General features: G+C 36.9%; 24 protein-coding genes. 20 read left to right on the top strand and 4 right to left on the bottom strand.

Annotated features, from left to right (window positions below; translation table 11 throughout):
- Positions 1–24: 24 nt before the first annotated feature.
- Complete coding sequence (locus FQ085_RS18415; protein WP_410477392.1) at positions 25–186, bottom strand: Arm DNA-binding domain-containing protein; 162 nt, start codon at positions 184–186, stop codon at positions 25–27.
- Positions 187–247: 61 nt separating this feature from the next.
- Entirely contained in the window at positions 248–544 is a 297-nt protein-coding gene (locus FQ085_RS00775) for an ImmA/IrrE family metallo-endopeptidase (RefSeq protein ID WP_262499732.1), read from the bottom strand.
- Between the two features lie 102 nt (positions 545–646).
- Between FQ085_RS00775 and FQ085_RS00770 the strand changes: the two genes are divergently transcribed.
- From FQ085_RS00770 to FQ085_RS00755, 6 genes are read left to right on the top strand one after another with little or no spacing between them, the layout of a single operon-like run.
- Positions 647–1,105: a peptidase G2 autoproteolytic cleavage domain-containing protein gene (locus FQ085_RS00770; protein WP_149455723.1), complete on the top strand. Its 459-nt coding sequence runs from the start codon at positions 647–649 to the stop codon at positions 1,103–1,105.
- Between the two features lie 14 nt (positions 1,106–1,119).
- Positions 1,120–1,275 carry a hypothetical protein gene (locus tag FQ085_RS17960; RefSeq protein WP_188074692.1) on the top strand — a complete coding sequence of 52 codons (156 nt, stop codon included), beginning with the start codon at positions 1,120–1,122 and terminating at the stop codon, positions 1,273–1,275.
- 25 nt (positions 1,276–1,300) lie between these two features.
- Entirely contained in the window at positions 1,301–2,026 is a 726-nt protein-coding gene (locus FQ085_RS00765; RefSeq protein ID WP_149455722.1) for a hypothetical protein, read from the top strand.
- 10 nt (positions 2,027–2,036) lie between these two features.
- Positions 2,037–2,339 (top strand): hypothetical protein, encoded by a 303-nt coding sequence (locus FQ085_RS00760; protein WP_149455721.1) that lies wholly within the window; start codon positions 2,037–2,039, stop codon positions 2,337–2,339.
- Between the two features lie 38 nt (positions 2,340–2,377).
- Positions 2,378–2,506 carry a hypothetical protein gene (locus tag FQ085_RS18235; protein WP_262499731.1) on the top strand — a complete coding sequence of 43 codons (129 nt, stop codon included), beginning with the start codon at positions 2,378–2,380 and terminating at the stop codon, positions 2,504–2,506.
- 53 nt (positions 2,507–2,559) lie between these two features.
- A complete protein-coding gene (locus FQ085_RS00755) occupies positions 2,560–3,276 on the top strand; it encodes a DUF4145 domain-containing protein (RefSeq protein WP_149455720.1) in 717 nt (238 codons plus the stop codon).
- Positions 3,277–3,527: 251 nt separating this feature from the next.
- Here FQ085_RS00755 and FQ085_RS00750 read toward each other — a convergent pair whose 3' ends face one another.
- The gene (locus FQ085_RS00750) at positions 3,528–4,319 is read right to left on the bottom strand and encodes a DUF4393 domain-containing protein (protein ID WP_149455719.1); all 792 of its coding nucleotides are present in this window, start codon (positions 4,317–4,319) and stop codon (positions 3,528–3,530) included.
- 536 nt (positions 4,320–4,855) lie between these two features.
- Between FQ085_RS00750 and FQ085_RS00745 the strand changes: the two genes are divergently transcribed.
- The 11 genes from FQ085_RS00745 to FQ085_RS00695 all read left to right on the top strand — a co-directional run bounded on the left by FQ085_RS00745 (position 4,856) and on the right by FQ085_RS00695 (position 11,508).
- On the top strand, positions 4,856–5,134 hold the full coding sequence (locus tag FQ085_RS00745) for a hypothetical protein (protein ID WP_149455718.1): 279 nt from the start codon (positions 4,856–4,858) through the stop codon (positions 5,132–5,134).
- A 117-nt stretch (positions 5,135–5,251) separates the two neighbouring features.
- Positions 5,252–5,521, top strand: coding sequence for a holin (locus FQ085_RS00740; RefSeq protein ID WP_149455717.1), 270 nt, complete (start codon positions 5,252–5,254; stop codon positions 5,519–5,521).
- 1 nt (position 5,522) lies between these two features.
- Complete coding sequence (locus tag FQ085_RS00735) at positions 5,523–6,533, top strand: M15 family metallopeptidase (RefSeq protein ID WP_149455716.1); 1,011 nt, start codon at positions 5,523–5,525, stop codon at positions 6,531–6,533.
- 170 nt (positions 6,534–6,703) lie between these two features.
- Positions 6,704–7,066: a YolD-like family protein gene (locus FQ085_RS00730; protein ID WP_149455715.1), complete on the top strand. Its 363-nt coding sequence runs from the start codon at positions 6,704–6,706 to the stop codon at positions 7,064–7,066.
- A 242-nt stretch (positions 7,067–7,308) separates the two neighbouring features.
- The gene (locus tag FQ085_RS00725; protein ID WP_149455714.1) at positions 7,309–7,851 is read left to right on the top strand and encodes a hypothetical protein; all 543 of its coding nucleotides are present in this window, start codon (positions 7,309–7,311) and stop codon (positions 7,849–7,851) included.
- 14 nt (positions 7,852–7,865) lie between these two features.
- Positions 7,866–8,315 (top strand): hypothetical protein, encoded by a 450-nt coding sequence (locus FQ085_RS00720; protein ID WP_149455713.1) that lies wholly within the window; start codon positions 7,866–7,868, stop codon positions 8,313–8,315.
- On the top strand, positions 8,299–9,117 hold the full coding sequence (locus FQ085_RS00715; RefSeq protein WP_149455712.1) for a hypothetical protein: 819 nt from the start codon (positions 8,299–8,301) through the stop codon (positions 9,115–9,117). Before FQ085_RS00720 ends, FQ085_RS00715 begins: the two co-directional genes overlap by 17 nt.
- Positions 9,118–9,664: 547 nt before the next feature.
- Complete coding sequence (locus FQ085_RS00710; protein ID WP_058384987.1) at positions 9,665–9,853, top strand: hypothetical protein; 189 nt, start codon at positions 9,665–9,667, stop codon at positions 9,851–9,853.
- 145 nt (positions 9,854–9,998) lie between these two features.
- Positions 9,999–10,430: a hypothetical protein gene (locus tag FQ085_RS00705; RefSeq protein WP_078080523.1), complete on the top strand. Its 432-nt coding sequence runs from the start codon at positions 9,999–10,001 to the stop codon at positions 10,428–10,430.
- Between the two features lie 60 nt (positions 10,431–10,490).
- Entirely contained in the window at positions 10,491–10,685 is a 195-nt protein-coding gene (locus FQ085_RS00700; RefSeq protein WP_058384989.1) for a hypothetical protein, read from the top strand.
- 88 nt (positions 10,686–10,773) lie between these two features.
- Positions 10,774–11,508: a class I SAM-dependent methyltransferase gene (locus FQ085_RS00695; RefSeq protein ID WP_058384990.1), complete on the top strand. Its 735-nt coding sequence runs from the start codon at positions 10,774–10,776 to the stop codon at positions 11,506–11,508.
- 60 nt (positions 11,509–11,568) lie between these two features.
- Here FQ085_RS00695 and lexA read toward each other — a convergent pair whose 3' ends face one another.
- On the bottom strand, positions 11,569–12,189 hold the full coding sequence (lexA, locus tag FQ085_RS00690) for a transcriptional repressor LexA (protein WP_058384991.1): 621 nt from the start codon (positions 12,187–12,189) through the stop codon (positions 11,569–11,571).
- Between the two features lie 165 nt (positions 12,190–12,354).
- Between lexA and yneA the strand changes: the two genes are divergently transcribed.
- Genes yneA through FQ085_RS00675 form a run of 3 tightly spaced genes read left to right on the top strand, consistent with a single transcriptional unit; the run spans position 12,355 to position 13,614 of the window.
- The gene (gene yneA, locus FQ085_RS00685) at positions 12,355–12,672 is read left to right on the top strand and encodes a cell division suppressor protein YneA (RefSeq protein ID WP_058384992.1); all 318 of its coding nucleotides are present in this window, start codon (positions 12,355–12,357) and stop codon (positions 12,670–12,672) included.
- The gene (locus tag FQ085_RS00680) at positions 12,669–13,322 is read left to right on the top strand and encodes a YneB family resolvase-like protein (RefSeq protein WP_058384993.1); all 654 of its coding nucleotides are present in this window, start codon (positions 12,669–12,671) and stop codon (positions 13,320–13,322) included. Before yneA ends, FQ085_RS00680 begins: the two co-directional genes overlap by 4 nt.
- Before the next feature lie 58 nt (positions 13,323–13,380).
- On the top strand, positions 13,381–13,614 hold the full coding sequence (locus FQ085_RS00675; RefSeq protein WP_058384994.1) for a DUF896 domain-containing protein: 234 nt from the start codon (positions 13,381–13,383) through the stop codon (positions 13,612–13,614).
- The last annotated feature ends 56 nt before the right edge of the window (positions 13,615–13,670 follow it).

Here is a 13,670-nt window from a genome sequence, read left to right as displayed (position 1 = left end):
AGCAAAATCGCCTTTCCCTTAACCTTACAGCACGCTTTTTTCTTTTTTTGCAGCCGCCAATTGCGCTTCTTTTTTGGTAGTAAATCCACTCTCGGTATATTCCCTTTTCTTTTCAGAGTATGGATTTATCACAATAACTCGATACTGCCACGTTTTACCTCGTTTACGATAGGATGCTACTGCAATCCCTCCCTCTAAATAGCTTTAATGAATTCTTTGTATATTTCAAGGCATTACGGAATACAAATTATCCGTAGATTAAGTTCTGCATGTATTGTCGCAGCCGTTTCTCGGCAAACCAGTGTTCTACGCCAAACGTCTCCATGATTAGCCAGATGGCTTCTTTTTCGTTATTTGGCAGTGTCATGTTATGGAGCATGAAAGATGGGATGCAGGCGTACTGAGCGAAGTTATTTGACTTGTTTTCTTGATAGACCTGATACGGTATAGGCATGGTGATTTGATTGCCAGAGTGCCAGGGCGCATGACAAAGTTCATGTCCAAACTCTTGCCATTGCTCAGTAGTCGTAACTCTTTCATCCATCACAATTGCATTTTTTCATTCATAGATTCTGTAGGTAAATAAAGAACTGATAGTCCATTTCTATAAGCAAACTCTTCTAGGTTTAATTGATGTGGGTAATGAATTCCAATTCTCGATGGCGATAAAGTCCGTAAGGCGACTTCCACAGATGATTATATTCTAGGCATCGTTTCTGTTAACCCTTCTGTCGTTGGCGATAGATACCAAGATCAATGGGCGAATATGTATGTGACGAATGAGTGGGGTGAGGTGAAAAAAGAAACAGTTCACATTCCTGCGTTATTAAATGCAGAAAGAAAAGAGATAACTCCCGAACGAGACGAAACACGCCCTGTACTAAATCCAAATTACGATAGTAATGAAGAGTATACGTCACGAGAAAAGCGCCCAGAATGGTCACCAATTGGCATGATGGGGAAATTGCTAGTGCGTGATTATGGCACATCATCGGTGAATGGGTATTGCAAGCCCAATGATAACGGTGTCGCGACATCGTTAGTGGAGGGTTATCGCGTGATGGAACGCATATCAGAAACCATCATTCGCGTACTAATTAAATAAAAGGAGGCAGCACAATGGCAGAAATCAAAAATACTCAATTAATACGCGATGCACTAGGATCTCCTGTTCTACAGTATTGGGACGAGACAAGTCAAACGTATATTGTAATCACACTGGATGGCAGTATTGCGGACGTAGATTTCAAGAAGACGAAAGAAACTGTTACGTGATAAGTTAGGAAGTCCAATACCGCAAGTGTGGGATGTTGAAACAGCAAGATTTGTTCCTGGAAAACCGTCTACAGGTGATGACGTAAGTCAGTCGGATTTGGATGCGCTTAGTAAACAGTTGGCAGATATGCCTGCAGACATCGTGAAGGATGAAACAAATTTAATTTACTTGGTAAAAGAAGACGGTAGCAAGCTTGGTGATGGAGTAATTTTACCTGGTGGCGCGGATGGCTGGTCTGCTTACCAAATTGCTGTAGGAAATGGTTTCGCCGGAAGCGAAGTTGATTGGATTGCTAGTTTAAAAGGTGAACAGGGGATTCAAGGATCATCGGGTACTGCAGCATTAGCAATCAACGACAGTGTCAAGAACACCTCACAAACGTGGTCAAGTTCGAAAATAGATAGCACAAAGGCTAATAAGGTGCAAGATGCATGGATTACACCAACAGCGTTAAGTGGATGGACTAGTTCATTAGGATTCTTAGGGTTCTATAAAGATTCATTGGGGATTGTTCGTGTGCAAGGATCTATAGCAACGACTTCGCTGGTTCTAAATTCCATTATCTTTATTTTGCCCGAAGGTTATAGACCAAGTAGTACTTTGATATTTACTTCAGCGCGAACGGATATCCAGGATGTAATTATATATGTGGAAACTGGTGGAAGTGTTCGCTACGTCAAAGGGGGGGCTAGTGGAATACCGATAACTTGGGCAAGCCTAAGTTCCGTATCATTTAGAGCGATTAATTAGGAGGTATTATATGATATTTCGAAAAATAAATACTAAAACAGGGTTATTTATTGAAGATGTACTTCGCAATACCATACCAACGAATGAAGATGGTAAAACAGATCCGCAATACGTCGATATGCCGGTCCCACAAGGCTTCTACTGGCCGAAATGGACGGGGACCGAATGGGTGGAAGGCGGAAAATCTCCAGAATCTCAACCGACAGAGCCAACAGAAACCGAGGTTCTTCAAGCGCAACTGAAAGCTTCCAACGACTACATGGACTTCTTGGAAGAAGTAATCGTCGAAATGGCGCAGAAGATCTGCGAATGATATTCAGGCTACTAGTATATTTGATGGGAGGTGAAATCATGATGGCAATGTTAATGGCGCAACGTGTAATTCTCGAGAAAATGACATTTACAGAAGTACCTTCATCCCTTCAACCGCAAGTAAAAGAAATTTTGATTGATAGCGGTATGGGATTTTTGGCAGAATAAAGGAATATTTCTCCCATCTGTAGAATGTTAGGTATAAAAGGGAGGGATTTACATTGGAAGGTAATATTGAAAAAAAGATATATTGTGCTTCTTGCAATAAAAGAACAAATCATGGGTACATTTTAAAACACGTGGATTCTAGCGAGCATCCTTTTGATATTCAATGGATTGAAAGTTTTTTTATCACCCAATGTTTAGGTTGTGATACTAAGGGGTTTCTAAGGGAATATGGTGATGAGCAAATGTTCGATTATGATGAATACGGAGATATGGTTCGGGTTACTGATTATTATGTTTATCCAGAAGAGCCCAAAAATGAAAAAGGAGAAAAAGTACCAATACGCGATGTAAAGACTTTTACTCATGTTCCTGAGTTAATAGAAATTCTTTATGTTCAGGTAGTTTCTTCATTTAATTCAAGTCATTATCTTCTGTGTGCAGTCGGGCTAAGGATGATAGTTGAAGGTGTGTGTAAGGAATTAAATGTATCAAATGGATTTCTATTGAATGAAGATGGTACAAAAAAAGTAAATAAGTCGGGAAAAGAAATTGAATCAGGTAGTCTAGAAGGTAAGATAAATGGTCTGAAAGATAAAGAAATTATTGTACAGAATCAAGCAAAAATTCTTCAACAAATTCGACTATTGGGTAATGTTTCAGCGCACGAACTAAAAATACCTAGAAAGAAAACAATTGGCTCAGGTATTGATATTATCGAAAATATACTTCACAACATATTCGACTTAGATAAATACGACCTAAAGAAATAGGCGTTCCCACTTAATTGCTGAGAAATTAGAAAATTTTTTCTGTATAGAGGCAGATTATTGTTGATTTATAAAGAAGTATTATTGATAGAATAATACGGAGGGGTAGGAGTGATCGGTAAAATTTATACAATTCATCATCAGCTGCTTATTTTGAAGCATACAAGGCCAAACGGAAATGTAGGAACTTATTGGTACAAATTGTTGACTAAATAAAATAACAACTACTCTTAATTAAGTAGTTGTTATTGGTATTATGAAGTTGTGCAAGCATTAACAAATTTTTCTCCAAACTCTGTCCTTGAAAAAGAGTATTTTTGAATATCTGCTTTTCTTGAAGGATCTTGAACCGTAGAAACTAAATTTACTGCTACTGGATGGTTTATTGAATCTGAATAAAAGAATTCTTCTTGGATATGAGTACCAGTATCGATTGATATTAATCCTAAACGATCTAAATTTTCAATGTAAGACGATGTCATTTCGGGATACAAACAACCTAAATTATAAGGTAGACTTGTGAAGTTCTTTTTTAAATCATTAAATCCATTTGAACCATCTTGTAGCAGAGATCTTATACTTATTAAAGGAAAGAGCCCGTTATGTTTGATATTAGAAATAATTTTCGCTTCATCTGTAGATAGTTGTTTTATTATTTCTACAAATGAAGGATGAGCTTGTACAGCTGTTTCTCTATTCATTGCAGTGGCTAGTAGTTCTGAAAACATTTCTCGAATATTTTCATTCTCTCCTGAAAATCGCAAGGCTTCAATGGCTGGTCCTGCTACAGAAGGGTCGGGGGAAATAATATTTTCTTCTGGGACACCTTCCAATTTTTTTGCTATGCTTGAATCTAGGTAGTTGGAAATTTTGTCGTAACCCCAAACAAGTGCAGATAGCGGTGCTAAAGCCATATTTACTGTTTTTGCAACTACAACAAAACCTTTACTCAATTCTTGAGTAGCGGGTTGGAGCATATCTTCATAGACTGGTACGGCTTCAGCAATACCTTTTATAGCTTCTGCTGTGTCTTTAATATTACTCATTATTTCACCTCCTTTAAAAGGAGTTTACTAGATTTCTCAATAAAAAACGATAAAAAACTTTTAGGAGGGTTATAATTGAAAATTTTTAAACTCTTATGGCGCTACTGTCTGGTCAGTCTGTACATCAGTAAAGCGCAAAAATATAATGAGCAACCAAGCGTAAGTAGTTTTTATTATGGAAAAGCTCGATATTATGGAAGTAAAGGTTAGTGGCAATTTATTAAAGGATTACTTGCTTTCCCTGTCGAATAATATTGACGAAAGGTAGTGAATAGTTAATGAGTGAGAATGTTTTGGAGTATAAAGGGACTTGTACCTTTTGCGGTAAGAGAATAAGTGTAGACGATTATTGGGAAGCTTTCGACGGTTATGGTATGCATGAAATATTCTGTTCTCGCAAATGTAGCAATAATGAGAGAGAAAAAAATCCGATTAATCATCAGGCTTGGAAATAAAATCATAAGTATTTATATGAGAGTGTCCAATCGGGCGCTCTTTTTTATATGTCAAAATTCAGATGGAAAAGGGGGAAGACGATGCCAAGTGGAAGAGACGAGTTGGGTGTGTTCCGAACAGTCGAACTGAACACAAAAGACATAGTAGTCATCAAACAAACACTGGAAGATCACGCAGAACAAATGGAAGAAATGAAGAATAACGCCATCAAGCTTGAAACGACAGTAACACTTGAAAACAGGGAAACGCGCGCCATAGCTACACAACAAGTGGAAAAGCTGTATGTTCTGGTGGAGAAAGCTATGGGATTTAGAACAGAAAGTGCCTCACAAGAACATGAACTGAAGATGTTGCGGTGAAATACGATGTCTACTGTCTTTTTAAAGATAGCAGGTTCCTTAGCAGCGTTAGCCAGTTCAGGTGGCGTGATTTACTACTTAATCGTAGAAGCACCTAAATAAGAGGGGGAATTTAAAATGGCAGCAGTATTAATATTTGCAGCAATTCTCGCACCCATCATCACAGCACTGGTAGAAATGATTAAAAAGGCAGTGAATATCCCCCTTAACTTTATTCCGGTCATTGCGTTACTAGTGGGACTACTAATTGGTTTTGCAGCTGCACCGTTCACGGACTTAGATTATGTCAATCGTTTCTGGGCTGGTGGACTTGCAGGGCTTGCCAGTGTAGGGCTATTCGAAGTAGTTAAACAGCGCGATGGACAGTCGAAGGAAGGGGAGTTTTAAGATGACGAGAGTATCTGTATTTACATTAATCGAACGCTCCATTAAAAATATGGGCGCAATCAATCCGAAAATTAAAGACTTAGCGATTGAGTTAGTTATTCGCTCGTATCATATCGGCATTAACATTCAAATCACGTCTGGTTTACGTACATTCGCTGAACAAACGAAACTATATAATCAAGGACGTACAACACCTGGCAACATCGTGACCAATGCGAAAGAAGGCGAATCGATTCACAACTTTGGTTACGCGCTGGATTACGTTCTAGTTTCAGAGGATGGAGATAAAGCTTTTTGGGATATCAGCCGAAACATGAACGGTAACCAAGTACGTGACTGGTTTGAAGTTGCTGCCATCGGTAAACAACTAGGATTTTCCTGGGGCGGCGATTGGAAGTGGAAAGACTATCCTCATCTCGATATAACAAAAGGTATTTCTCTCGCTTCATTTAGAGCTGGTAAACGTCCAAGTGTTCCTAACATTCCGAGTCGCGGCTACTACGGACCGGGAGACATAGGCAAAGGTGTAGGTGATATTCAATCAGATCTAATCAAAGCAGGGTATAAACTTACGAAAGATAATATCTATGGGAAAGCAATGGAGGACGCTGTACAAGCGTTCCAACGCGGAAGCAACCTATCAGCCGATGGTATTTGGGGAACCGCGTCACAGGCTGTCATGGATGCATTACTCGTTAATATGAATAAACCCAAACCAGAAGCTGGCACATCTGAAAAACCAAAGGAGGAAATTTACATGGCAGACTTATTGAAAATGACGACCGGTGAAGGCAAGAACGCGTTGCTTCGGGTATTAAAAAGATTCGAAAAGAAAGAGGCAGCTTTGTCGGATTCGTGGCGCAAAAAGGTTAAAGAGGGCACACTAACTAAGGATGAAGGTCTTGAAATTATTTACGTTGCAATTGATCGTGGATATATTACAGGGTTAGTGGACACCAACGCCTTGCAAGATCGAGTAGCAGCATTAGAAGAAGCAGTAAAAGTAAAGTAAGAATAAAATAAGAGCTGAGTACTAAATAGAATTACTTCGATAAAAGCCTAACGATTGACGGGAGTCGGTCGTTAGGCTTTTTTTATTTGTCCGAAACCGGATTGAACAACTATTTTTCGTGGTATTATAAGAACGTATGTTCTCTATTGATTATGAAAGGGGTGATCGCTATGAAGGTAAATAAACACTTTAAACAAGTCGGAGATATTAAGGACCGGGGAATTATCAAGTGGCAGGGAATGATGCTGACGGAACATGTTGAAATGATTCGTGCCTGGTATGAAGAGGACAAGCACGATGCAAAGCCGGATTTGGATGAATACGACCTGCAGCTGCTGCAGGAAGAACTAGTTTTGGCCGCACAGCGAAAATGCCAGGTGAAAATGAAGTCATGGAAGGATAAGAAATTTCACTATCATCTCGGTATCATTCAACAATTAGATGCGTACAGTCGCTCTATTGTCTACGAAGATCTAGAAGGAATGCATAGGCTACCAATGGATGAACTGGTTGGGGTTTTGATTATTGATTGAGTTAGAATTCTAAAAAAAGATTAGAATCGCTAATATGAACTTTTGGTTTGAAAGCGATTTAACTGTACAGTAGAGACACTTGTAAGATAGAATGATGACACACATATATTTTGCTACGTTAATTAATTAATAAACTGTAATGAAAAAAGCCATTATTTTTGTCTGAAATAGACTGAGATAATGGCTTAAATTCAACTACATTAAAATATACATAATAGAATTAGAAAATAGGGGGTGTAATAATGTCTGTTATTACTTACCAAACCGAGCAAAGATATAATCAACTATTAATGGTTGATTACAAAGAGCTTGTGAAGTCTTTTGAAGTCTTAAAATCCAGTGCGAAAAAAATGTATGATGTTGGTATTGAAGAAAAGTGGAATCATATTGATGAGTTAGATGATATTTCAATAACTATTAATAGTAAAGAAAATCATATATTCATTAAATACAATACTAGCAAAAGAAAACAGATAGACATTAAACTTCAACAAAATCAGTCTTTAAAGGAAGAGAAGATAAAAAAACTCTTCGAAATTAAATCTAAAAGAATAAAGCGCCATTTAGACTGCTTAGGTGAAAATAGTTTGGGGACAACATTAAACTTATTAGAAGAATTTTATAATAACGTTTATAAAGATATTGAAAGAAATTCTATAAAAGCTAGCGAGTTTGAGCTTAGTTTCAATAGAATTTCAACTTACAAATTAAATACAGAGATATTAAAATTTGATGATAACACAGAGAAAAAAATAAATATAAAAGATCCGTACATGATTCGATAGGAGCCTATGTAAAAATGGTATTTAATATTATGGATGTTAAAAATTCTAGATTAAATTATTTATGTGAATTAGCAGAAGAATTACAAGATAGTATAACAGTAAATATGCATTTCAATGTTAATATAAGTGAGCATATTGAGGATAAAGAACTTAAAACAGCATTAATTAGTTTTAAATTATTCCTTTTCAAAGGGAAACCTGAAGAAACAAAGTTCGAAGACGAAGACAAAGAGGATGAGTTTAGTAGCGAAGTTGAAGATAGAGAAAAAAATGATGGCTACTATATCGCAGATTATAAGATTTGGTTTAGAACAGATTTAGAAGATCGGGATAAATTAGAAACTGAATTACTCCGTCATCTTGAACCATACATTAAAAAGGGGATTTTAGATTTTTCAGTACAAGTGGGATTACCTACTTTTAGTTTGCCTTATGAGTTCTGGAAAAATGTCAAAAAGCTTTAGTAAAAAATTTTCCAACTTGCGATTTAAAAATAAAAATCCCCTCAGTTACAAAGTTTTAAAACGCAAACCTCCTTTTAATTACATAAAAAAACATGAACCATACTTTCCAACTTTGATGGAAGGAATTGTTGCTTTCTTGCAAGAACTTAATTTAGCCACTGCTATATCAGAGAACTTCTTTAAGGAAGAACTAGACTCTTTTATAGAAGAAGCTGAAATTAATTCAAGTGTAGTAGTAGAGTTAAGAATTAAAAATCTTATTATAAAAGAAACCTATAATATTTATAATCTTGGACTAGACAATTTTTTTGAATTTCGAGGAGAGATTCTTGAATTTCTTGTAGTAAATCTGGAAAAAGAAAAGACTAATAAAATTTATCACGAGCCGATTTTTAATCACAAGAGAACAAAGTTGATTCAACATCAATTTTCAGGAGAGGGTTGCCTGGTCGACGTAGTCAACGTTCACACGAAAGGGTTAGAAATAACTTTAATTGAGTGTAAAGCAACATTAGACAATAATATATTAGCTCTCAAAAACGGTAATCCTAAAAGTAAAAAAGGTATTAGTTTCTTAAACAAGATTACATATATGGATACGGTATACAATATAATTAAAGATTATGAATATGAGGAAAATGAAAAGATTAAAGTAACGAAAGTTTTCGCATCCTTAAAAGATCCAAAACGAGATTTACCCTTACAATACCAAAATTTTAAAATAGTAAATGTGTTAACTTTACTACAGGATAAAATCGATAAAGGTAATTTTAAATTTCATGAAGATTTAATAAACGCATAGTACGAAACTCTCTTTTATATTAGAAGAGGGTTTTTTCTTTACAATGATTTAATCTCATAAAGAATAGAATGGCGAATTTAAGAAAATCCTATTATCATGCAATATTTTATAGCCAAACTCTTCATAAGTTATTCTGCCCACCGAGAACTTTAGAAATTGCCCAACTGCCCAACTTCAGATATACGCAAATAAACAAAACAGATTTATAAGAACGCTATTCTAGCAAGGATTCAGAATGAGTGAAATCGGATAAAAACACCAGGTATATAATCCGCACAAGTGTACACCCGTGGGAACGTGAGCAATACTTGAAAATGTATTAAGTTGAAAACCGTTGGGGCTCTATGACTCCAACGGTTTTTTTGCAGAAAACAACTTCTTCTCCAAATATGTTTGCCAGTGAATCAAAAAAATGCGAAGTGTAAAATCCTAAAGGTTTAAAGCACCTGCAAAAAGGTTATACTAAAATGCAGCCTAAATATTTAGTAACTCGTACTGAATTTTCCTTTGGGTAACCGAAAGGAGGATTTTGTGGGAGGGGATTAAATTGAGGAAAGTACAAGGGCTTTCAAATTTGGTTAATTATTTGGAGTCGGTAAATTATCCGTTGGCTGCAGAGCAGATTACAGACTTAATGTCGAAAAGAAAGATTCCGCATCGCAAAGCCTACAAAGATGTCATTATATTTAATTTAGAACATATTGATTGGTGGATTGCTGAGCAGCGGAAACGATGATTAATTAATGAATATGCGAATAAGAGAGGTAGCCTTAATTTTGGTTCTGTAGAGAATCACTATTAAGGTTTTTCTTTTTTGGTAACTTTATACACTTCTATCCGTCTACTGTTATAATAAACTAAAACGGAGGAGAGGGACGGCTATGCGTTTTTTAATGACAATTATCATTTTTTTAATATTTTTTTCAGTTGCAGGCATCGGTGCTTATGTCATAGGACCAGACTTTTCGGCAGATCGTATGGTTGCAGAAGTAACCAAAGAAATGCGGAATAATGGTCAGATGGAAAAAGTAATCGAGTATGTGGAAAGTGATCCGAAAATGCTCGAATACATAGAACAAGTGGAAGTTGCAGAACAACAGGACCAGCCCTTACCATTTCAAACAGCTGGAGATGCTGCGGGTACAGTCATTAAAAAAGTTGGGATAACAGATTTGGCTAAGATGAAGTCTGGAATTGAAGACGGCACGATGTCTGTTGATGAAGTGATTCAAACCTTAGAACAAGATCTAAACGAAGAAGAACTACTAGCTCTCAAAGTGATCGCTTATAAAGAATTATACAAGCAGCAATAACTTTAGATGTGGTAGACTGGTTCACGAAGACAAAGTAACTAGATTAGAGGAGGCCATCATATGAAGACGTTTCGTGTAGAGTTCAACTTTGACCAAGGAAACACCATCGTTCATAAGGTTCAGGCTGTGGATAAAGAGTCGGCATTAAGCAAAATTCCATCCAATGGCACTTACGAAATTTCTAATATGGAAACAGGTAATATTCATCGCATTACAATTAATTTAGTTAAACATATAACAGTCAGCGAAGCTTAAAAGATGTCTTTTTAAACTAGCTGCAGAGAAGGTGCTGCTCCGGTAGCCTCTTTTTTTTGAACAAAACGTTAACTTGAGGAGGAGTAAGATGAACTTTAAAGGACCAAGTGCTTACGAAGAAAAGGACTTTTTAGCAAATTTTCTACTAAGAAGAAATCGTGTAGGTAGTCCAAATAATAGCATTGAAAAGCCAGTCATCTATGAGCTGCTTGGAACGGTGCAGAACAAACGGATATTGGATTTGGGATGTGGAGATGCTTTGTTTGGGCAAGAGCTGCTGCAAGCAGGTGCGCAATTTTATCACGGAGTAGAAGGTTCTGAAGAGATGTATAAACTCGCACAACAAAATATTGAGGGCTTACATGCTGAAATGACATTCGCAACGATGGAGTCGTTCGATTTTCCAAAAGAACATTATGATCATGTGACCTCACGCTTGGCAATTCATTACTTGCCAGAGATAGATGAATTGTTTCGTAATGTTCATGCCTCTTTAAAAGAGGATGGAAAGTTTGTCTTTAGCGTACAACATCCGCTAACCACATCCTCGTTTGCGAGTAAAAAAATAGGAGAAAAAAGAGGGAACTGGATCGTTGACGATTACTTCGTAGAAGGTGAGCGGCAAGAACCTTGGATTGATAAAATAGTAGTCAAGTATCACCGCACTACTGAAAGTTATTTTAAAGCGCTGAGAAAAGCGGGATTTAGCATCACGGATCTTCAAGAAGGAATGCCCAATCGACAATACTTTGAAGACCAAGAAGAGTACGAGAGAAGAAAGCGGATTCCGGTTATTTTAGCTTTCAGTTGCAGCAAACAATAAAGTTGTTTACATAATAATAATATAAAAAACACCGAGAACATATTCTCGGTGTTTTTTATATTATTGAATTTGACGATAAACGCCGACAACTTTGCCGAGAATAGAAACTTGATCAACGATAATTGGATCCATCGAAGAGTTTTCAGGTTGCAGTCGGAAAAAATTCTCTTCACGGAAAAAACGTTTAACGGTTGCTTCGTCTTCAGCTGTCATGGCAACAACAATGTCCCCATTGTTAGCTGTTTGTTGTTGTTTAACAATGACGTAATCCCCATTTAAAATTCCTGCTTCAATCATACTTTCACCCATAATTTCGAGCATAAAGATATGATCATCTTCTGTGCCATAGCTTTGGGGAAGAGGGAAATACTCTTCAACATTTTCAATAGCCGTAATTGGAATACCGGCAGTTACTTTACCTATCAACGGTACGTGTAACACTGGACTTTTATCAATAAGTGCTTCATCGGTACTGATTACTTCAATTGCTCTCGGTTTTGTTGGATCTCGTCTAATCAAACCTTTACTTTCAAGGCGTGCCAAATGGCCATGTACAGTCGAACTAGATGCCAGACCAACTGCCTCACCAATTTCACGAACGGACGGTGGATAGCCTTTCAAGCGAACTTCATCTTTTATGAACGTCAGAATATCTTCTTGGCGTTTAGATACTTTTTTCAACAGTTTCACCTCATTTGAGTAATTCTACTTGATTTCTACCAATAGTATACCAACTCGGGCTATGAAATGCAAACATAGGTTCGAATTTTATTGTTGACAAAAACACTTGTTCGCATTAATATGAGAACATATATTCCGAACACACATTCCTAGGAGGCGTTTCAATTGACAACCATCCGACAAAATTCTTTTCTAGTTGCATTTTTTGTTTTAATCATTGTATTTACTTTTTACGCGATTGTGTCTCATAATACAAACAGTGCACAAATGAGCCAAGTTGAAATAGAAGAAGGCGACACACTTTGGACATTAGCTGAATCCTTCAGCGGCAAGACCCCTCATCATGAGTGGATAGAAGATATTATGAAAGAAAATAATCTTTCAACTTCTAAAATTATTGCAGGGCAATCTCTTAAAATTCCCAGTGATCAATTGAAGTTTGCTCCTGATGAAACCATTAAATTTGCAGGTGATGCTGAATGAAAAAAAACGCGTTAATTTACTGTCGTGTTAGCACAACTAAAGACACGCAGGAGTCTTCACTAGAAAGACAAGAAGAAGAACTGACGAAATTCGCATATGAACAATCCTATAAAGTTGAAGCTGTATTTTCGGATCAACATAGTGGGTATGAAATGGATCGTGATGGACTGCTAGAAATGTTAAATAGCATCAAGACACAACCAGTTGATGCTGTCTTCATTCAGGACGAAACACGTTTAGGCAGGGGACACGCGCGAATTGCGCTTTTACATGTTATGAAAAAGTACGAAGTTGAGGTTTATACCTTATCAGATCAAGGACCGATTGCATTAAATGATATGGATGACATGGTGCTTGAAATCCTAGCAATCGTAGAAGAATATCAGCGCAAGATACATAATGCCAAAATTAAACGGGGCATGAAACGCGCTGTGGATAATGGCTATAAGCCGGAAAAGAATCTAAAGGGAAAAGGAAATCCTGAAGGCCGCGAACGTCTTGATTTGCCTATTGACCAAATTGTAAGTTTGAAGTCTAACGGCCTGACGTTCAGTGAAATTGCTGTTACGCTACAGGGGTTTGGTTATCAAGCCAGCAAGGCAACGGTTCATCGTCGCTTTAAAGAATACGAGCGACTAATGGAAGACTAAAACATTGCAGAAATCTTACTTTTTTTGTACGATATGAAAAGAAGAAAGGTGGATGTCTATGTTATCACCAGAAAAATTAGCACGTATTAACCAATTGTCTCGCAAGTCTAAAACAGAAGGTTTGTCTAAAGAAGAAGCAAAAGAACAATCTTCTTTGCGCCAAGAGTATTTGCAAACATTTCGCAAAACCATGCGCGGTACAATTGAAAACGTAAAAGTAATTGATCCTGAAGGAAATGATGTAACTCCTGAAAAGGTCAAAAATATTCGAGAGAATAAGTATTTGAATTAAATACTTATTCTCTTTTTCATTGTATTCTTTCCTATTGTTGACTAAACTAGAATAGG

The organism is Planococcus sp. ANT_H30 (genome assembly GCF_008369335.1).
Taxonomy (GTDB): domain Bacteria; phylum Bacillota; class Bacilli; order Bacillales_A; family Planococcaceae; genus Planococcus; species Planococcus kocurii.
Note: the sequence above shows the minus strand (reverse complement) of the source record. Positions and strands in the feature narration are given on the sequence as shown.